The organism is Streptomyces sp. NPDC107559, assembly GCF_055657365.1.
This window is the reverse complement of sequence record NZ_JBVKBD010000006.1, coordinates 370,316-390,030: the sequence shown is the minus strand read 5'-3', so window position 1 is coordinate 390,030 and position 19,715 is coordinate 370,316. Positions and strand designations below refer to the sequence as shown.

The 19,715-nt window shown below is 74.1% G+C and carries 14 protein-coding genes; 9 read left to right on the top strand and 5 right to left on the bottom strand.

Annotated features, from left to right (window positions below):
• Positions 1 to 37 precede the first annotated feature (37 nt).
• Complete coding sequence (locus ACZ7OY_RS20940) at positions 38 to 1,180, top strand: alpha/beta hydrolase (RefSeq protein ID WP_471912743.1); 1,143 nt, start codon at positions 38 to 40, stop codon at positions 1,178 to 1,180.
• A 203-nt stretch (positions 1,181 to 1,383) separates the two neighbouring features.
• The gene (locus tag ACZ7OY_RS20935) at positions 1,384 to 1,644 is read left to right on the top strand and encodes a DUF5132 domain-containing protein (RefSeq protein WP_471912742.1); all 261 of its coding nucleotides are present in this window, start codon (positions 1,384 to 1,386) and stop codon (positions 1,642 to 1,644) included.
• A gap of 46 nt (positions 1,645 to 1,690) precedes the next feature.
• On the opposite strand, the gene ACZ7OY_RS20930 is transcribed toward ACZ7OY_RS20935, so the two are convergent.
• The 4 genes from ACZ7OY_RS20930 to ACZ7OY_RS20915 all read right to left on the bottom strand — a co-directional run bounded on the left by ACZ7OY_RS20930 (position 1,691) and on the right by ACZ7OY_RS20915 (position 8,918).
• A complete protein-coding gene (locus ACZ7OY_RS20930; RefSeq protein ID WP_471912741.1) occupies positions 1,691 to 3,541 on the bottom strand; it encodes a CATRA conflict system CASPASE/TPR repeat-associated protein in 1,851 nt (616 codons plus the stop codon).
• Positions 3,541 to 3,864: a CATRA system-associated protein gene (locus tag ACZ7OY_RS20925; protein WP_471912740.1), complete on the bottom strand. Its 324-nt coding sequence runs from the start codon at positions 3,862 to 3,864 to the stop codon at positions 3,541 to 3,543. The genes ACZ7OY_RS20930 and ACZ7OY_RS20925 overlap by 1 nt, the downstream gene beginning before the upstream one ends.
• Positions 3,865 to 3,933: 69 nt before the next feature.
• The gene (locus tag ACZ7OY_RS20920; RefSeq protein ID WP_471912739.1) at positions 3,934 to 8,103 is read right to left on the bottom strand and encodes a CHAT domain-containing protein; all 4,170 of its coding nucleotides are present in this window, start codon (positions 8,101 to 8,103) and stop codon (positions 3,934 to 3,936) included.
• Complete coding sequence (locus tag ACZ7OY_RS20915; RefSeq protein ID WP_471912738.1) at positions 8,100 to 8,918, bottom strand: 5'-methylthioadenosine/S-adenosylhomocysteine nucleosidase family protein; 819 nt, start codon at positions 8,916 to 8,918, stop codon at positions 8,100 to 8,102. Before ACZ7OY_RS20915 ends, ACZ7OY_RS20920 begins: the two co-directional genes overlap by 4 nt.
• Before the next feature lie 140 nt (positions 8,919 to 9,058).
• Here ACZ7OY_RS20915 and ACZ7OY_RS20910 point away from each other — a divergent pair, with 140 nt between their 5' ends.
• The 3 genes from ACZ7OY_RS20910 (at position 9,059) to lysA (ending at position 13,264) form a co-directional block, all read left to right on the top strand.
• Complete coding sequence (locus ACZ7OY_RS20910; protein ID WP_471912737.1) at positions 9,059 to 11,260, top strand: CHAT domain-containing protein; 2,202 nt, start codon at positions 9,059 to 9,061, stop codon at positions 11,258 to 11,260.
• A gap of 259 nt (positions 11,261 to 11,519) precedes the next feature.
• Complete coding sequence (locus ACZ7OY_RS20905) at positions 11,520 to 11,903, top strand: SAV_915 family protein (protein WP_471912736.1); 384 nt, start codon at positions 11,520 to 11,522, stop codon at positions 11,901 to 11,903.
• A gap of 14 nt (positions 11,904 to 11,917) precedes the next feature.
• The gene (gene lysA, locus ACZ7OY_RS20900) at positions 11,918 to 13,264 is read left to right on the top strand and encodes a diaminopimelate decarboxylase (protein ID WP_471912735.1); all 1,347 of its coding nucleotides are present in this window, start codon (positions 11,918 to 11,920) and stop codon (positions 13,262 to 13,264) included.
• A gap of 293 nt (positions 13,265 to 13,557) precedes the next feature.
• Here the strand turns inward: lysA and ACZ7OY_RS20895 are convergent, their stop codons facing one another.
• The gene (locus ACZ7OY_RS20895) at positions 13,558 to 14,976 is read right to left on the bottom strand and encodes a DUF2252 domain-containing protein (RefSeq protein WP_471912734.1); all 1,419 of its coding nucleotides are present in this window, start codon (positions 14,974 to 14,976) and stop codon (positions 13,558 to 13,560) included.
• Positions 14,977 to 15,301: 325 nt separating this feature from the next.
• Between ACZ7OY_RS20895 and ACZ7OY_RS20890 the strand changes: the two genes are divergently transcribed.
• The 4 genes from ACZ7OY_RS20890 (at position 15,302) to ACZ7OY_RS20875 (ending at position 19,526) form a co-directional block, all read left to right on the top strand.
• Complete coding sequence (locus tag ACZ7OY_RS20890) at positions 15,302 to 15,946, top strand: GAP family protein (protein WP_471912733.1); 645 nt, start codon at positions 15,302 to 15,304, stop codon at positions 15,944 to 15,946.
• Between the two features lie 315 nt (positions 15,947 to 16,261).
• Positions 16,262 to 17,212: a DUF389 domain-containing protein gene (locus ACZ7OY_RS20885; RefSeq protein ID WP_471912808.1), complete on the top strand. Its 951-nt coding sequence runs from the start codon at positions 16,262 to 16,264 to the stop codon at positions 17,210 to 17,212.
• 102 nt (positions 17,213 to 17,314) lie between these two features.
• The gene (locus ACZ7OY_RS20880) at positions 17,315 to 17,761 is read left to right on the top strand and encodes a DUF6325 family protein (protein WP_471912732.1); all 447 of its coding nucleotides are present in this window, start codon (positions 17,315 to 17,317) and stop codon (positions 17,759 to 17,761) included.
• 13 nt (positions 17,762 to 17,774) lie between these two features.
• Positions 17,775 to 19,526, top strand: coding sequence for a cation:proton antiporter (locus tag ACZ7OY_RS20875; protein ID WP_471912731.1), 1,752 nt, complete (start codon positions 17,775 to 17,777; stop codon positions 19,524 to 19,526).
• The last annotated feature ends 189 nt before the right edge of the window (positions 19,527 to 19,715 follow it).

The following is a 19,715-nucleotide window of genomic DNA, read 5'->3' as shown; positions in this document are numbered from 1 at the left end:
CCGGCAGCGGCCACGAAGGCCGGGACGGGAGGGAACCATGCGACCGGGCACACGTGCCGCCGACGCGATACTTCGGCTGCTCGGCCGGGATTGGGCCGGGCTGGCCATCGCGCTGCTGCCCGCGGCCGTGGGTGCATGGTGCCTCGCCGTAGGGTCCGGCTGGCGGATTCTCGGCGGTGTACTGTGGGCCGTGGCCCTCGCCCTCGGTCTCGGGTCGCTGCGCCATCTGGTGCAGGTGGCCCGGGTGCGGGTGAGGTATCCGCCCCCCGGACGCATGGTCGACGTGGGCGGCTACCGTATGCACGTCCTGGCCGAGGGGGACGGCGGACCGCGGCCCACCGTGGTCTGGATGCCGGGCGGCCATGCCGCCGGGTACGCCATGTACCCGCTGCACGCGCTGGCGCGGGAACAGATGCGCTCGGTCCTGGTGGACCGTCCGGGGTCCGGGTGGAGCGACCTGGGCCCGTTCCCCCGCACGACGGCGGCTGAAGCCGTCGAACTGATCGAAGTGCTGGAGCGGGCCGGTGAAACGGGGCCCTACGTCCTCGTGGGGCACTCGTTCGGGGGGCTGCTCATGGCCAACGTCGCCAGGCGCCGCCCCGACCTGGTGGCCGCTCTGGTGCTGCTCGACCCCACCCCGCCCGATGCCGTCGCCTTCGGCCCGGCGCTTCCGGCCCTGCGGCACGCCCCGAGGGGCCAGACCGTTCTCGCGCTGCGCCACCTCTTTGGACTGCACCCTCTCACGGGCAGGAAGGACGCGCACACCTCCGAGGACCCTGCGCAGGTTCTCGCCGTGATCGAGCTCAGGACCAAGGCGAACTGCGCCGCGGCATCGATCCTGCGGGAGCTGACGCCGGACGGCATCACCAGGGACGGCTGGCAGACGGCCGTACACGACGGGGAGCTCGGCTCGATGCCCCTTCTCCTGGTGGCGCCACGCGATCTGACGGGCGGTGGCGAGATCTTCGACGCGGTCGGCGATCCGCAGGAGAGCGCCCGGGTACGGCACTTCTTCCTCACCGTGAGAGAACGGTTCCTCGCGGCCTCCAGCGGGGCGCGGAGAATTTACACCCCGGAGGGAACCGGCCACGACTTCCCGGATCGCGTACCCGAATTCGTCGTGCAGGTGGTGGATTCATTGCTGGACCAGTGCGAGCCGGGCGCGCCGAAGCCGCTCTGAATTCCGTTGTGCGGTCGCGTTCCGCTCCGGCGGGCTTCCGCCCGAACGAATGAACAGCGTCGGTCTCTGCAGGCACATCGACCGAGGTCCGACTATCGTGATTTTGGTGGGGGCGAAATTACTGTCCAGCCTTGTCGGCCGGACAGTACTGGCTCGTTCGGCGTCGGCAGTCGTGCTGTGTACATCAAGAAGAGGGTTCACACATGCTCCCCACAGTTCCTCCCTTCCTCGTCGGCATGATGGCGGCCCCTCTGGTCAAGAGAGTGGCGAAACCGCTGGCGCGAGGCGTCATCAAGACGTCCGTCGGCCTTACTTTCGAGATCCGGCGCGCGGTCATCGAGGCCGGCGAGGAGATTCAGGGCCTCACCGCCGAAGTGGCCGCCGAGAAGCTGACGAAGACGTCTCGGGCACGGCGTGGGCGTGTCGACGGTGAGATCCCGGCGCACGGCGCCGCGGTGGGCTGAGGACCGTCTGTCCGCGAGACGCCCGTGCCCGCCCGGCCGGGGCGGCTCAACACGCATCCGGTGGAGTGCGCGGGAGGCGGGCGAGGAAGTCGAGCGCGAACCGGGCAGCGTTGCGGCTCGCCCGAGCGGTCTCGTCGGCCCGCCCCACCCGGTGGGACGCCCCGTGGACGACCAGCACGTCGAGGCGCGGATTGAGATAGGCACCTTGCAGGAACCCGTGTCCCTCGGTGTCGACGAGCAGCGCGTCGTGCGCGTGCCGGGCCAGCATCCCGGCCGTCGACGACCTGTCGTCGCCGACGACGGTGGGGCCGGTGGCCACCAACCCCAGGAAGGCCCGGGGGAAGTCGGCGTCCGGCCCCCGCCCGGTCCACGGTTCGGTGCGGGCGAGGTGCCGGGCGTACTGGATCATCCGGTAACCGGCGCGGTGCGCCCTGGCCCGCCCCAGCGTCCCCCGCGCGGTCTCCTCCACCGACTGGTAGTCGACGACCGCTTCGGCGACGACGACGTCACCGGGCCGGATCCGGCCGAGGCCGCCGCCGAGACCGACGAAGACGACCGCCTCGGGCCCGAGGGCGCTGCCCGCCCGGTCCAGTTCGAGCCCCGCCGACGCCATGCCGGGCTCGATCTGCACGAGAGCCACCTCCCAGGCGCCCTCCTCGGTCGGCAGCACGCCGGTCTCGTACAGGGTGCCGCGCACCTCGCGCAACGCGAAGGGGCCCTTCAACGCGGCCCGCAGGGCGCTGTACACGTCCTCCGAAGGGGTGACGAGCACGGCCCCGCGTCGTCGTCCCGCCGCCACCGCGGTCGCCGCGCTCGTCGCCGGGCCAGGTCCCGCCGTGGCCAGCACCTCGCGCACCGGGGGCAGTGCCGCGTCGAGCGCTGTGATCTCCTGCTCCAGCCGTGCCGTCAGCCAGTCGGCGAGCTGCCGGTCGTCTCCCAGGGGGCCGGTGGCGTCGGGCATCCAGCGCAGCGCCGCACGGAGGTTGGCGGTGATGCTGCCGCCCGCCAGCATCATGCGGTCCAGGAGGGCACGCTGACGGGAGGCGGAGTCGTTCCAGCCTCTGAGGCGGTCGACGAGCTCGTCGCGTGGCCCGGAGCTTCGGGCCAGCGCGTCCAGGGTCGAGTCGACACCGTCCCGGATGCGGCGGACCGGTCGGCCGTCGTCGAACTGGCGCACGTGGTAGCGGACTTTGGCGGCGTGCAGGAGATGCCTGGTCAGCGGGGCCGGGCGTCCGTCGCGGAAGGTGGTCCAGACGATGCCGTCGGCCCGCGACTCGTGGGCCGACGGCACGGTGAGCGCGAGCCTGCGCAGCGGGCGCCCGTCGTCGAGATCCGGACCCGGCTCCCAGACCAGGAGCGCGCCGAGGTCGGCCGTCGTGGCGAGGGGGACGGCCGTGGTACGGCCCGGCCGCCAGCAGCCGATCGCGCACGGCCCGGGAAACGCCTCCCGGACGAGGCGTGGCGCGTTCCGGCCGGCGTCGTGGACGGAGAGGAAGAGCCGGGCCTCCCCGAGCGTTCCCGGACCGCCGCCCAGGTCCTCCACCCGGCTTTCGAGCTCCGCCCAGACCGGTCCGCACGGCTCCTCGGTCTCGGGCGCCATCATCAGCGTCAGCAGCAGCACGTCGTGTTCCGCCCGGACGAACGCCTGCCAGATCCCGGCGGCCTCCCGTCGCACCGCGGCGACGCCGCCCGAGCCGCCCGCGGGGGCGGGGATCGTGTCCGGCAGCTCGGTGGGCAGGCCGAGGGCGGTGACGGGACGGTCGTAGCCGAGAGTTACGACGATCTCGTGCCACAGCGTGCGCAGTCCCCGCCAGGCCGGTTCGGCGTCGGGGCCGACGGCGGGGACGAAGACATGGGTGAGCAGTGCCGGGGCCGAGAGGGCGCCGGCGTCCTCCATCAACCGCGGCCCGGGGCGCCGGAGTCGATCCGCCGGATGAGCTCGTTGCCCAGGTCGCGTCGTGCCGCCGAGGCCTCCACCTCCGGATCGTCCTCCTCGTCCGGGCCGGGCTCCTGGCCGACCTCACGCGCGACCCGGAACCCCATCTCGTCCAGGTCCAGCACGGCCTCGCGCAGCGCCGTCTCGTCGCCGTCGTCGAGTGCCGCGGACAGTCGCGCCACGGCCTCCTCGAACAAGGTCCACTCGGACGCGGTGAGACGCATACGGAGCGTCATACCCACCGCTTCTGCTGCTTCCTGCGCCAGGGCGGGATCGACCGGCACGGGCTTCCCCTCTCCTTGTCGGCCCGTCGGACCGGGGCCGTGTCGTCGTGCGGGATGGCCGGCCCTTCTTCAGGCCCCCATGTGGATGTGCGCCGCCCACACCTCCGGAAACCCCTCCCAGCGGTCGCGCAGCCGACGGGTCGCCCGGTGCAGGGCGTACGGCGCGTCGGCCGCGCCGTACCTCCCGAGAGCGTCGTACACCTGGGTGGCGACCTGGAGGGCGTGCCGGTCGGCGACCCGCCAGAGCGTGGAGACGACGTGCGAGAAGCCGGCGAGCTGGAACGCCGCCGCGAGGTGGATCGCCTCGTCGGGCAGTACGGTGCCCCGGCGCGAGGTGGCGCAGGCCGACAGATAGGCGAACTCGGCCCGGTCCAGGCGCAGTCGGACGATCTCCGCCACGGTCAGCGGCGCCCGGAGGTGGTCGTGGACGAGGAGCCGGCTGTCGGACGCGGCGTCCAGATCGCCGTACGCGTGACAGGCGAGGTGGACCCAGTCGAATGCGGGCAGGTCGGCGAGGAGCCGGTCGCGGGTCGCCTCGGGGCCCTCCAGCACGGTGACGTCCGCGCGCGTGCGGGAGCGCAGCAGGTCCGTCTCGACGCGGGCACCGGGAATGTCCCGGGCGCCGGGCGTGCGGGACATGGCGACGCCGAGCGCGCGCACCGGGTCGTCGCCTGCGCGCCCGGGGCGGGGACGGCGGGCGTGCTTCAGGGCACGCAGATTCGGAGTGTACGAGGACACGACGCGGTCGATCACCGTGCGGGGTACGGCGTCGTCGCGGGTGTCGTGATGGCCGGCGGCGTGCAGCGGAAGCAACGACAGCAGGCCCGAGGGGCACCACCACAGCCGGGCCGGGGCGCTGTCGAAGTGGTCGAGCACCGGGCCGGTGACCTCGTCCCACAACCATCCCAGGGTCTCCTCGAAGGCCTTGCGCCCCTCGCGCCGGCCGGCGGCACCGGGCCGGGGCAGCCCGGGATCGAGGTAGGTGAGAACAGCTTCCACGCGCTGCTGCACGGCCGCCGGGGTCAGGCCGGGCAGGGGCACGGCCTCGATGCCCTCCGGGGTGAGGATCAGCGCGTCGGAGCGCAGCTCGCCGGCGGTGAGGACGACCACGGGGCCGTGGGCGGCCGTGGCGAGGAGTTCCGCCGCAGTGGGCGGAAGCTGGAAGCGCGCGAAGCCCGGCAGAGCCCGGATCCGGGCGAGGACCTCGGCCAGCTCACCGGCGGCGCGGCGCCGGGTGTCGGCCTGCCACGCGGCTCTGGTCAGCGCCGCCGCCCGGGACGGTCCGGGCGGGGGAGCGACGTCCAGTTCGGCCCGCAGCCGCTCGAACCGCTCTGCCAGCTCGGGTGCGGTGCGGCGCAGTGCGGTGACGTCGAGCCGTGCGTCGAGCAGACGGTTCGTCAGGACGTCGACCGACCGCTCCCACAGAGTCAGGGCGTCCTCGGTCCGGCCCACGCGCAGACAGCTCGCGGCCGCGTCCGCGCCGAGGCCGACCATGCCGCGCAGCGCCTGCTCCGTGTCGCCCCGGGTGTGGCCGGGCGGTGCGACCAGGCCGACCAGGTCCACGGCGGCGGCGTGCCCCTCGGCCGCCAGTTCCCAGCGCTCGCCGAGGGCGGCGGCCGTCGCCCACTGCCGTGCCGCCGCCAGCCGTACCGTCGGCGGGCCGGCCGCCACCCCGGCGGCGCGCCGGTCGTGCTCCGTGACGGACCGCAGATCGTCGGCCGAGCCCGTGCGCAGGAAGCGGCTCCACCGGGCCGCTGCCAGGTTGACCAGGTACATCGACGCATCGGGATGGCTCTCGTCGACGGCCGCCACGGCCTGGTGGCAGGCGTGGATGCCGTCGTCCAGGTACCCGGGCGTCCCGTCGCGTCCGTACCGGGCGAGCAGCGCGAGGCCGAGGTTGGACCAGTGGCCTGCCCGGCCCGGGTGGTCCGCAGGCAGCCCGTTCAACGCCTGTCGCAGGTACCGCAGCGCGTCGTCGCCGTCGTCCCCGGTGGCGCCGGTGGCGCCGGTGGCGTGCTCGTGGCGGGTCAGCAGCGCCATGCCGAGGGTGGACAGCAGCATGGCCCGGTCCGGGTGGCCGGGAGCGGCCAGGGCGACCGCGGTCCGGGCGGCGTCGACCGCCTCGTCGAGGCCTTCGGGGCGGCCGTCCGTCTCGAAGCGGGTGAGCAGCGCCGAGCCGAGGTTCATCAGCACGGTCACCCGGTCGGCGTGGTCGGCGGGCAGCACGGTGAGCGCGGTGCGCTGGCAGTCGACCGCTTCGGCCAGGTCGTCGAGCATGCCGGTGTGCCGGAACCGGGTGATCAGCGCGGCTCCCAGGTTGCCGAGCATGCCGGCGCGGTCGGTGTGGCCGGGGGCGAGGGCCGTGAGGGCGGCACGCGAGGCCGTGACCGCTTCGTCGGCGATCCGCAGGTCGCCGTCCAGCTCCGCGCGGGTACGCAGCACACTGCCGAGGTTGGCCTGGTGCACGGCGAGATCGGGATGGCCCGCGGGAAGAGAGCCGGCCACGGCGCGGGCGATCCGGACGGCCTCGTCGAGGTCGTCCGGCGAGCCGGTGCGGATCGCCCGGATCTCCAGTGCCAGGGCGAGCGTGGACCGTCGCTTCGGCCGGTGAGGGTCGTCGTCCGCGGTGGCCGCGACGGCCTGCCGGGCCAGTGCCACCGCCCGGACGAGGTCGGCCTGGTCGCCGTTCTCCCCGGCCCGCAGCTGGAGCACCTCGGCCTGGTGCGAGAGGTGCCGGGAGCGGTCCGGGTGACCCTCGGGGGTGGCGGAGAGTGCCTCGTCGAGACGGCGTTCGGCCTCGTCGAGGTCGGCGCGCGAGCCCGTGCGCTCGAACCGGCCGCGCAGGGCGGCCGCCAGGTCGGACAGTCGGTCGGCGCGGCGGACGTCGGCCGCCGGGTCGGACGGTCGGTCGGCGCGGCGGACGTCGGCCGCCGGGTCGGACGGTCGGTCGGCGCGGCGGCCGACGGCTCCCGGCGTCGCTTCCACGGCCTGCCGCAGGACGTCGACGGCGCGGTCGGCGTCCCGGCGGTCGCCGGTGTGTTCGGCGCGCCGGTGCAGGGCGCGGCCGAGGTGGACCAGGTCGGTGATGTCCGGGCGGGGGCCGTCGAGGGCGTCTTCCAGCCGGTCCACGGCCTGGTCCAGCAGGTCCCGGCGACCGGTGTGCACGCCCTGGGTGAGCAGGGCCGAGCCGAGGGCTCCCAGGGCCAGACGGTGGCGGGGTGAGCCGGGTTGGGCGCATTCCACGGCCTGGTGGGCGGCGGCCGTCGCCGCCCGGAGGTCGTCGGCGGCGCCGCAGAGCCGGAACCGGGCCAGCAGGGTGCTGCTGAGCGTGGCCAGCCGGGTGGTGCGTTCGGCCGAGCCGTCGGGCAGCGCGGCGAGCGCTCGCTCGTGCGCGTCGACGGCCTCGTCCAGGTCCGCGGCACGGCCCGGGTCCCGGTGACCGGACAGCAGGGCGTTGCCGAGGTGGAACAGGGCCGAGGCGCGGTCGGCGTCCGGGGAGCCGGGGTCCGGGCCGAGGGCGGCGCGGCGCGCCGTGGCGATCGCCTCCTGGCGGTCCTCCGGGTCTCCGGCGTGCTCGAACCGGGCCCGGAGCGCGGCACTCAGCCCGGTGAGCCGGTTCCTGGCCGACGGATCGTCCGGCCCGGCGTGGGCGAGCGCCTGCCGGGCGCTGCCGACGGCCTCGTCGAGAGCGTCCTGGTCGTCGAGGAGGCGGTGTCGCAGCCTCAGCGCGGCGCTGAGATTGGCGAGGTGGTCGGGTCGTTCGGGGTCGTCGGACGGCAGACCGTCCAGCGTCTGCCGCAGCGCCCTGATCGCTTCGTCGAGGACGTCGGTGTCCTCCGTCGTGACGGCGGACGTCAGCAGACGTGCGGCCTGGCTTCCGGCGAACAGCACGGGATCGGCGACGAGTTCGGGGTACTCGTCGAAGTACTCCGCGAGCGGCTCGGGTACCAGTTCGGGCCGCGTCGGGTACCACGGCCGGAACAGGGCGAGAGCCCGGCTCAGATCGAGTTGGTCGAGGCCGTCCGGCAGGTGCAGATACCGGCCCAGGTGGGCCAGGCCCGCGGTCCGGGTCACTGCGGCGTCGGATGTCACGTCCGGGCTCGCGTCGATCAGCTCTCGGATGAGACCGGGCGTGGTGTCGTCGAGCAGTGCGGTGGGGTCGCCGGTGTCGGCGCAGTGGTCGACGCGGGTGCCGAGTGCGGCGAGGAGGGCCTCGCGGCGGGAGGTGTGCGCGGTCACCGCTGCCGTTCGGCCGAGCGCAGGACGTCGAGCAGTTCGAAGGCGAACGCGGCGGCGTGCCGTGCGGCCCTGGGCTGTTCGGTCCGGTCGTTCTCCTCGCCCTTGTCGTTGAGCAGATCGGAGACACCGCGGACGACGAGCGCGCCGACCTGCGGGTTGAGATAGGCCCCCTGGAGGAAGCCGTAGCCCTCCATCTCGACCGCGACCGCGTCGCCGCAGTGCGCGCGCAGCAGTTCGGCGGTCCGCGAGCGGTCGTGGCCGACGACCTTGCCGCCCGCGGCGATCGGCGCGACCCAGGAGCGGGGCGGCGTCCCCTCGGGCGGGGCCGGGCGGACCCGTGCGGGCCAACGCTGTCGACGTGCCGCGGCCCGCGCGTACTGGAGCAGGAGGTGCGAGGACGACCTCGTCTTGATGCGGGGGACGAAACCGTCCTCGGAGTCCTTGCCCCGCTCGTAGTCGTAGACGGCGTCGGCGGCCACCACGTCTCCCAGGGCGACGTCCTTGACCCCGCCCGCGATGCCGACGAACAGCACGACATCCGGGGCGAACACCCGTACCGCGCGGTCCACTTCGATGCCCGCGCTGGTGTTCCCCTGCCCGGCCTCGACCAGTGGAACGGTCCAGCTGCCGTGCTCGCCGTGGAAGGTGCCGATCTCGTAGACCGTGCCGTCGGCCTCGCGCAGCGGGCGGTGCCCGTCCGCGAAGTGCTCGGCCACCGCGCCGCTCTCCACCCCGAGGGCCGTGATCACCACCGCGGTGCGGTTCCCGGCGGACCCGGGATCCGCCGTCGGGGCAGGCCCGTTGTGCTGCGTCATGGTGCGATGGTGACAGAACCCCCGTTCGTCGCACACCACTTGAGCGCTCTTCGGCCATTTGGTTCACTTGCGATCAGGCCCGCCGGTTATGTCCGGCACGCATCCTGCGGGGGCGGCTGCGGCCCGGAACAGGAGGGTCCGTGCCCGAGAACGACGGCCCTGCGGCAAGGATCCACGACCTCGCGGCAAGGATCCGTCGCGTCGCCGACGATCCCGCCGCACTGCGCTCCGACGAGGCGCTCGCCGACGTCGAGACCCTGGTCGCCACGGTCGACCGGGCCGCCGCGCCGGTCACGGACCTCGGGGCGGCCGCCCGGCTGTGCGCCCGCCGCACCGCGCTCGACGAACCGGCCGGTTCCAGCGATCCGCTGCTCACCGTCGCACTCGCCACGGTCCTCGCCGCGGCCGACCCGGCGGCCGTTCCCGCGGGTGTCGACGAACTGCTGCGCGGACTGACCGAGCAGCATCCCGGGCAGATGGAGCTGTTGCGGCAGCCCCGGGTCTGGGTGTGGAAGGCGCAGCGGCTGCCGCTGACGGACCCGGCCGCCCTGACCCTGCTGCGGCTCGCGCGGCTCGCCCTGCCGGTCGCCGACCCGACGGCCCACGACGTCGTGACGGTCCTGGCGGGCCGGCTGCTGCGTCTGCACCGGTACGAGGGCGGCGGCGCGGGCCGGCTGGCCGAGGCGGCCCTCCGCTGCCGGACGGCGGTCGCCGCGGGCGGCACCGAACACGGCGGCCTGCTCGCCAACTTCACGCTCGTCCTCCTCGAACGCTTCCGGGACGAAGAGGACCTCGATCTCCTCGACGAGGCCCTCGTCACCGCGAGACAGGCCCTGGCGGTGGCATCGGCGCCGGACCGGCCCTCGGCGCTGACCCACCTGATCACCGTCCTCGGCGCCCACGCCGAACACCTTCGCCGCAGGCCGGACGCCGAGGAGGGCGTCACCCTGGCGCGCAGGCTCCTGGCGGACGGCACCCCCGACGCGTCGGCGCTCGCCCTGCGCCGCTGCACCCTGTCCGAGGCCCTCCAGCAGTTGTACGGGCTCACCGGCGAACCGGCAGTCCTCGACGAGGCCGTCGCCCTGGCCCGGGCCGCCGCCGACGTCTGCCCTGCCGACTCACCCGGCCTGTTCACCGTCCACAACGCGCTCGGCGCCGTGCTGCACGAGCACCAGGAACGGACGGGGTCCCTCGCCGCGCTGCGCGAGACGGTCACGGCGTTCCGGTCCGCACTGGAACTCCTCGGGGACGACCGGCTCGAACGGGCGTGGGCGATGTCCAACCTCGGCTTCGCGCTGTACGGACTCGCCGGCAGGACCGCGGACGCCGCGCTGCTCGCCGAGGCCGTGGACCTGTGCCGCCGGGCGGTCGGGGCGACCCCCGCCGGGCATCCGAAGGAGGTGGGCCATCTGATCAACCTCTCCACCGCCTGTCTCGGCCTCGCCGAACGCACGGGGGACGACGGCGCGTTCGCCGACGCGGTCCGGTACGCGCGAGGCGCCGTGGCGGCGGCCCCGCCGGACCGTCCGGGACGGGCCGCGGCCCTCACCGCACTGGGCACCGCGCTGGAGACGTGCGCGCGCATGGCGGGCTTCGCCGTCGACCTCGCCGAAGCCGTCGAGGCGCACCGGACGGCGCTGCGCGCCACACCCGCCCAGGTCCCGGCCCGGGCGACCCGGCTGAGCCAGCTGGGCGTCGCGCTGCTGGCGCACGCCGAGCGCACCGGCGTCGTGGAGGAACTGACCGAGGCGCTGGCGGCCGTGGAGGAGGCCGTCGCTCTGACGCCGGCCGGTCACGCGGCGCTCGGGGCCCGGCTGACCAACCGCTCCCTGGCCGAACAGGCCCGGTACGACCGTACCGGCGACATCGCGAGCCTGCGCCGCGCCGTCCGCACCGCGCGGGAGGTCGTCGCCCTGGACGCGCGCTTCGCCTGCCACGCCGTGGCGGACCCCGCGGCGCCGTCCGCCGGCCGTCTGCTGGTGCACGACCACCGGCACCGGCCGCTCACCGTCACCGACGTGATCGCACTGGACCTGCCCCGGGCCGAACTGGCCTTCCTGTCCGCCTGCGAGACGGCCCGCACCGGCCCGGCGCTCGTCGACGAGTCGATCCACCTCGGCTCGGCGTTCCAGATCGCGGGCTTCCGCCAAGTGGTCGCCACCCTCTGGCCGGTGAGCGACCGCCGTGCGGTCCACCTCGCCCGAACGGTGTACGAGGCCATCGCCCGGGCCGGTACCACGGCGGTGGTGCCGACGGCCCTGCACGAGACCGTACGACGCTGGCGCGACACCTGGCCCGACCACCCCTCGCTGTGGGCGGTGCATGTGCATTCGGGGGCCTGACCCGCTGCTCCACCGTCCCGTGTGACGTACCAGGGGCCGGATGTCGGCCGGGTCCACGGGGCGGGGTCCTCGCCTCGCACCCCGGTGGCGCTGTCAGCGTCGCGTCAAAGACGCCCGGGTCCTCGTCAGTGTCCCGTCAGGGCAGGTCCGGCCGTGAGGGGTCACGGGCATAACGTCGGCAACGAACCCCGGCCGGCCTCCCCGCGGCCGGGGAACCACAGGTCCGAGCCCCCACTTCCTGCCCTTCGGGAGGCACCCCATGGCACAACTCCTCCACGGCGAGGACCCCGAGCCCGCCGATCGGTTCCCGGCCGGACCCCTGTACGTACCGGTCCGGCCGGGACGCTCCGGGTGCGCGGCGCGGCTCTTCCGCACCCCGCTCGGCGACCGTACGGCCGTCGGCTTCACCTCCGAGCGTCGGCTGACCGCCACGCTCGGCCCCGGCCAGGCATGGATCCGGCTCGCCGAGTCCGCGCTGCGCGCGCTGACCGCGCCCCTCGGCGTCACCGCCGTCACGGTCGACCCGCAGTTCACCGCCCCGGCGCCCGCACGGGTCACGCCCCCCGCCCTGGTCGCACCGATGCTTCCCGTCCCACCGGCCGGGCCGGTCACGCACGAGATGTCCGCGCTGCGGAACGCCTGAGAGGGGCAGCCACCATGAGCACGGTTCACGAACCCACCACCACGGCAGGCGCCGTCACCGCCGCGGTCGGCCTGTCCGTGTGGCCCGCCTCCACCCGCGAACGCCCGCACGGCGACCTCGCCGTGGGCGGCGTACCGCTCGCCGAGCTCGCCGACCGCTTCGGCACACCCGTCTACGTCCTGGACGAGGCCGAGGTCCGCGACCGCTGCCGCACCTACCGCGACGCCTTCCCCGACGCCGAAGTCCTGTACGCCGCCAAGGCGTTCCTGTGCCGCGCGATGGCCCACTGGATGGACGAGGAGGGCCTCGGCCTCGACGTCTGCTCCGCCGGAGAACTCGAACTGGCCGTCATCGCAGGCTTCCCGCCCGAGCGGATCGTGCTGCACGGCAACGCCAAGTCCCCACGCGACCTGGAGACCGCCCTGCGCCTCGGCGTCGGCCGCATCGTCATCGACAGCCCCTCCGAGATCGCCCGGCTGGCCGCCGCCGTCGGCCCGCACGGCCACCAGAAGGTGATGGTCCGGGTGGTGCCCGGCATCAGCGCGGGCGGCCACGAGAAGATCCGCACCGGCACCGACGACCAGAAGTTCGGCCTGTCCATCGCCGACGGCTACGCGGCGCACGCCATCGCGCGCATCCTCGGCCAGCCCCAGCTCGAACTCACCGGCCTGCACTGCCACCTGGGCTCGCAGATCACCGGGGTCAAGCCGTACCTGGTCGCCGTGCGCCGCATGGTCGGCCTGATGAGCCGGCTGCACGAGCAGCACGGCCTGGTCCTGTCCGAACTCGACCTCGGCGGCGGCCACGGCATCGCCTACCGCCCCGGCGAGCAGGCCCTGGACCTCACCACGCTGGCCGGCCGGGTACGCGCCGAACTCAAGGAAGCCTGCGCGACGGCAGGACTGCCCGTCCCCCGCCTGATCATCGAACCCGGACGGGCCATCGCCGGACCGGCGGGCATCGCCCTCTACCGCGTCCTGTCCGTCAAACATACCGGCGAGCACGTCTTCGTCGCCGTCGACGGCGGGATGAGCGACAACCCGCGCCCCGCCCTGTACGGCGTCCGCTACGCCCCCCGGCTGATCGGCCGGCGCAGCACCGCCGCCCCGGCCCGGGTGACCGTGGTGGGCCGGCACTGCGAAGCCGGCGACGTCCTCGCCGCCGACGCGGACCTGCCCGCCGACGTACGCCCCGGCGACCTGCTCGCCGTCCCCGTGGCCGGCGCCTACCACCTCTCCATGGCCTCCGGCTACAACCTGGTCGGCCGCCCGCCCGTGGTCGCCGTGCGCGACGGCCGGGCCCGCCTCCTCGTCCGCCGGGAGTCCCTGGAGGACGTCCGCCGCCGCGACGTGGGCCTGTGACGGCCGCCTGATCCCCCGGGCGGGCCGGTCTCCCTCCCTCGCCGACCGGCCCGCCCGGGGTCCGCCTGCGCCGTGCCCCACGGTCACGGCCGGGGCCCGTCGACGCGCTCGTCCAGGGCAAGTGACCGCCGCGTCCGTGGTCGAGCAGGGCGGCGAAGATGCTCGGGGAGTCGAAGCGCGGCGCCACGAACCAGTCGATCACCCCCTGGGACGACACCGGGGCAGCGGTCTGGAGATCACCGACGGGACCGTGCTCGGCGATGGGCGGACAACGGTCCGTGCCGGTCTCCTCGTCACGCCGTCCCGGCCGTCACCCGTCCGCTGCGTACGGCGTCCAGGAGCGCCTGGTGGTCCCGCTCGTTCTGGTCGGCGTAGCGCTCGGCGAAGGGCACCAGCGCACGGTCGAAGACGTCGCCCCCGCCCAGATAGGAGGCGATCGCGATCCGGTCCCCCGACCTCGCGTGCGCGCGGGCCAGCGTGGCCCCGCACAACTCGCCGAAGGCCCGCATCCCGGCCGGGACCATCGACTCCGGCTGCGCGGCGCCCTTCCAGTCCCGCAACTGCCGTACGTAGAAGTCGCGTCGGCGGCCGTCGATGCCGTCGGCGCGTTCCCAGCCGAGGAAGATGTCGCTGGTGGCCTGCATCAGCCGCTGGCCGGAGACCACCCGCTCGCCCTCCGTGCCGTGGCGGCCGACCCCGGCGAACGGCGCCAGCACCGAAGGGGCCGCCTCCTTGGCCTGGAGGATGAGCGGATCGTCGTCGTCGCGGCCGAGCAGCAGCACGATCCAGCACCGGGTGCCCACGCTGCCGACCCCGACCACCTTGCGGGCCACGTCGCCGAACCGGTACTGCTCCAGCAGGAACCGCCGGTCCGGCTGGAGGCTGCGGCCGTAGTGCTCGATCAGCTCGCGCAGCTGCTCCTCCAGCGCCCCGCGTTCGACATCCGGAAGGAGCTCCGTGAGCGGGGTGATCAGCGGAGGGTCCGCGGCGATCCGGGGCCTGCCGTCGACGACGCGGGTGAGCTTGGCGAAGGCCTGGCGGCTGTCACGGGTACGCGCCTTCGCCACCGACTCCGCCCAGCGGGCCCGGGTCCGCGCGCTGCCCTCCGACACGAAGCGGTCCCGCACCCACTCCTCGTCGAACCGGGCGTACCAGACGGGCAGATCGCCCATCCCGGCATAACGCCGCATCCACTCCCGGTAGGACCGGACCGTCGACCGTACGACGCCGGCCCGCTCCCGGGCGCTGAAGCCGTTCGCCCGGCCCGCGACGACGAAACTCGCCGACAGCCGCTTGACGTCCCACTCCCAGGGGCCCGGCAGGGTCTCGTCGAAGTCGTTGATGTCGAACACCAGCCGGCGCTCCGGCGAGGCCAGCAGCCCGAAGTTCAGCAGGTGCGCGTCGCCGCACAGCTGCGCCCTGAACCCCGACCGGGGCGTGCCCGCCAGGTCCCCGGCCATGACGGCGGCGGCCCCCCGGAAGAAGCGGAACGGCGACCCGGTCATCCGGCCGTAGCGGATCGGGACGAGTTCGGGCACCCGGGTCTCCGACTGCGCCTCCAGGACGGCCACCGGATCCGGCCGCTGCGCGGTGGGCGCGAACTCGGCATGACTGGACCGGGGCACGGACGACCGTGCGGTCCTGCCCAGCGCGGCACGTTCCTGCGGAGTGCGGTGCCGGGTGCCCGCATCGGCCGGGTGAGGGGTGGTCATGGCACTCACTCCGAGTGTGGTCGCCGGCGCGCGCGGCGCGGGCTGGGAGGGTCGGCGGGGATCGACCGCGCCGATGCCCCGTAGATGCCCCGTAGATGCCCGGTGTCGACGTCCTCGGAGCGTGTCAGGACCCGCCGGGAGAAGCGGACGTCTCGGCCGGACACCACGGTAGCCCCGGGCCTCGTACCCGGCGAGCCGAGCCGGGCCGACCGGGACGGCCGCCGCACGGCCGGGCGCGGAGTTGTGGGTGGGGGAGGGGACGGCGACGATGAGGGCATGTGCGGTTCCACGACCGGGTGCCGCGTGCGGTCCCGAGGGGGCGGCGATGCTCCTTGACCTGCTGATCCTCGGTCTGGCGATCGCTTTGAACCCGCTGCCGGTCACCGGGTTCGTGCTGGTGCTGTCGGCCCCTGCCGGGATCTGGAACGGGCTGGCCTTCGTGCTCGCCTGGCTGGCCTGCTTCGTCGGGATCATCGCCGCGGTGCTGCTCGTGACGGGCGGTCAGCCGCCGCCCCCGCGGTCGCCGCCGTCCGAGGCCGCGCTGGCCGCCAAACTCGCCATCGGCCTGGCCCTCGTGTGGTACGCGGAGCACGCCCGCCGCAGGATGGGCACCCGGCCGAAGCGGTCCGGGAGCACGTCGCGGGTCGACCGGATCAACCCGTGGAGCGCCGCCGGCCTTGCCCTGCTCCTCCAGCCGTGGGGATGCGTGGCCGCGGGTGCCGCCACGGTGGTGGCGGCCGACCTCTCCCACGCGGCCTCGTACGCGGCACTGTTCGGCTACTGCCTGCTGGCCACCTCCAGCCTGCTGACCATGGAGGTCTACGCGACCTTCGCCCCCGAGGCGGCCGCCGAGCGGCTCGGGAAGCTGCGCGCATGGCTGGAGGGTCACAAGGAGCAGACGATCGTCGCGGTCTCGCTGCTGGCGGGGCTGTGGCTGGTGGGCCGGAGCATCTACGGGCTGACCGCCTGAGCCGACGCCGAGGCCGACAGGCGCCGAACGGTACGTCGTACACACGGGCCCGCCGCGTGCCGCACGCGTACGTCGTACACACGGGCCGGCCGCGTGCCGCACGCGTACGTCGTACACACGGGCCGGCCGCGTGCCGCACGCCTACGTCGTACACACGGGCCCGCCGCGTGCCGCACGCCTACGTCGTACACACGGGCCCGCCGCGTGCCGCACGCCTACGCCGAGTTGCCGCCCCCCGGCCGCGCCGCGTTAATGGTGGGGCGCCCGGCCCGGGCCGTGATCCGGCGCATGCCGCTGCGTCACACGGAGGTCCGCATGGACATGATCCACGTACGGGCGGTGAGCCCTCCGGACCTCACGGAACACGCCATGACCCTGCTGCGGGCCGAGCCCGGCGTGGTGAACCTGGTGCTCCAGCCGGACAGCGTATTCAGCCCCGACGGCGACGCCATCGAGTGCGACGTCCTGACGGGCGCCGCGAACGACGTGCTGCGCGGCCTGCGCGACCTCGGACTCGTGCGGCGCGGCTCGATCGTCCTCGACCCGGTCGACACCGTGTTCTCCGACCACGCGGCGAAGGCGGGTGCCGAGGTGTTCGGCGCGCGGCTGAGCGCGCCGGTGTGGGAACAGGTGGAGGCCCACATCAGGGCCGAGGGGAGATATCCCCCGAGTTTCTACCTCTTCCTGGTGATCGCCGGGCTCATCGGCGCGGTGGGCATCTTCACCAACTCCCAGATCCTGATCGTGGGGGCCATGGTGGTCAGCCCCGAGTACGGCGCCATCACCAGCGTCGCCCTCGCGATCGACCAACGCTCGCGGCGGGGGGTCCGGCGGGGGCTCTGGGCCCTGTTCGAGGGATTCCTGCCCGTGATCGTCACGACCTTTCTCTTCGCGCTCCTCGTCCGAGGTCTCGACCTGCAGCCGAAGGCGTTCGCCCTGGGGCTGAGGCCCGTCTCGAGGCTCATCAACTCGCCGAACTTCTTCTCCCTCGTGGTCGCGGTGCTGGCCGGGATCGCCGGCATCGTCTCGCTGGCCGAGGCCCGCACACGAGCACTGCTCGGCGTCTTCATCTCGGTGACCACCATTCCGGCGGCGGCCGACATCGGGGTCTCGTGCGCGTTCGCCGAATGGTCCGAAGCCCGGGGATCACTGCTGCAACTCCTGCTCAACATCGTGGTGCTGATCGTGGTCGGGACCGGCACGCTCAAATGCCAGCGCGCGATCTGGCGGCGGCTCGGCGCACGCGCGCGAACCCGCTCGGTGTGAACCGAAATGCGGCCGCATCGGTCCGGTGATGCAATGGACTCCGGTTCAGGGACAATGCCGTGACCAGCCAGAGGTGACATCGTGGGCGATGAGTTTGTCGAGATGGGACCGATCGATTACGCGGTCGTGGAGTTTCCCGGAAACCACATGACCGGTGAGGGTTTCCCGCTGCTGGTCGATCTGGTGGAGCGTGGCATCATCCGGATCCTCGATCTGATGTTCATCGGAAAAGAAGAGGACGGCACGGTGGTCGGTATGGAGATCACCGACTTCACCGGCGACGGGGCACTGGACCTGGCCGTCTTCCAGGGGGCGTCCTCCGGACTCCTCGGCCACGACGACGTGCAGGAGGCGGGCGCCGCGCTGGAACCGGGCAACTCCGCCGGGATCATCGTCTACGAGAACCTCTGGGCCGCGCCCTTCGTCACCGCCCTGCGCCGCGGCGGCGCGCAGCTGGTCGCCTCCGGACGCATCCCGGTGCCGGCCGTCCTGGAGGCCCTCGACCTGGCGGACGAGACCGGCGCGGGCGAGCCGTCGCCGACGACCTAGCGCCCCCAGCGCGGTGACGGAAGACCAGGTACTCCTGGGCCTCGCGCTGATCGTCGTCCTGGCGACGGGCTCCCAGGTGGTGGCGCACGTACTGCGCGTCCCCGCGCTCATCGTCCTGCTGCCGGTCGGCTTCACGGCCGGCACGCTGACGGACAGCGTCAACCCCCAGGCGCTGCTCGGCGACGCCTTCTCCCCGCTGGTCTCGCTCGCCGTCGCGGTGATCCTCTACGACGCCGGGCTCGGCCTCGACCTGAGCAGGCTCCGCGGCCACACGCGCCGCGTCGTGGTCCGGCTGATCTGGATCGGGGCGCTGGTCACCTGTGTCTCGACGGCCCTGGTGGCCGTACCGCTGCTCGGCCTGTCACACAGCGCGGCGGTGATGCTCGGGGCGATCATCGTCGTGTCCGGTCCGACCGTCGTCGGCCCGCTGCTCGGCTTCGTCCGGCCGACCGAGCGGCTCCAGCGCATCCTCGTCTGGGAGGGAACGCTGATCGACGCCGTGGGCGGCGTCCTGGGTGCCCTGGTCTTCCACGCCGTCGTGGCGGGCGAACACCGCGGCGTCGCGGGCGGGATCGGACAGTTCCTGATCAGCACGGCGGTCGGCGTGGCGGGAGGCGTGGCCGGAGCGGCCCTGGTGGTGACGGCGCTGCGCAGGCTCCGGCTCGGCGAGGTGCTGGGCACGACGGTGCAACTCGCCGTGGTGGTCGGCGTGGCGGCCCTCTGCGACCTGGCGCGGGACGACACCGGACTCATCGCCGCCATCCTGATGGGCCTGGCGGTGGCGAACCTGCCCGGCCTGGACGAGGCCGCCCGCAGGCCGTTCTTCGAGACCCTCGTGAACCTGGTCATCGGCCTGCTGTTCATCTCCATCTCGGCCACCGTCACCCCGCAGTCCCTGCGGCATGTGCTGCTGCCGACCCTCGGGCTCGTGGCCGTCCTGGTCCTGGTGACCCGGCCCGTGGTGGCGGCCCTGTCCACGCTGGGGACCGACGTGCCCGCCGGGGAACGCTGCTTCCTCGGGTGGATGGCGCCGCGCGGGATCGTCGCCGCCGCCACCGCCTCGACGTTCTCGGCCACCCTGGTCGACAAGGGGGTCGGCGGCGCGGCGCGGATCCTGCCGGCCACCTTCGTGGTGATCGTGGCCACGGTCACCCTGTACGGGCTGAGTGCGGTGCCCGTGGCGAGACGGCTGGGCGTGGTGCGCCCGGCCCGTTCGCGACCGCTGCTCGTGGGCGGCGATCCCTGGGTGGTCGACCTGGGCCGGGCCCTGAGGTCGGTGGGTCTCGACGTGGTCATGTGGGCGGCGCGCGAGGCGCAGCGCGACAGCATCAGGGCCGCCGGGATCGAGCTCGCCGAGGGGGAGTTCATGGCCGCGGCCACCGGCGCCGGTGCGGAGGCCGAGGGCCTCACCGGGGTCCTGCTCCTGACCGGCGAGGACGATTTCAACGCACTGGCGGCCATGAACCTGGAGGGCAGTGTCGAGGGCACCGTCTACCGGCTCGGGGCGTCCGTGGAGAACCAGGGGGTGATCGCAGCCCCCTCCCTCCAGGGGCGGGTGCTCTTCGCTCCCGAACTCACCGCGCCCGAGCTGGCCCGCCGCCATGCCGGGGGCGCCCGTGTCGTGACCCGCCGGGTCGAGGGTCCCCTGGAGGCCGGGGCCCGGCTGCTGTTCCTGGTCCGCGAGGACGGCAGGCTGCTCCCGGTCACCCGCACCGGCGGCCCGAGCCCGCGGCCGGGGGACATCGCCGTACTCCTCACGGCTTGAGGGGCGGCCGTGCCGGAGTCGGCCGGGGGCCCGGCTGTGCCGGAGTCGGCCGGGCTCGGATCGGCCGGGCGGGCCGAGGTGCGGGGGTACCCGCGCGGTGCTCCAATGGAATCCGGCGAGCGCGTGGGCAGCCGCGTGCCGGCCGGCAGTCAGGCAGGTCGGAGGCCGGACGGACAGTCCCGCGCCTCC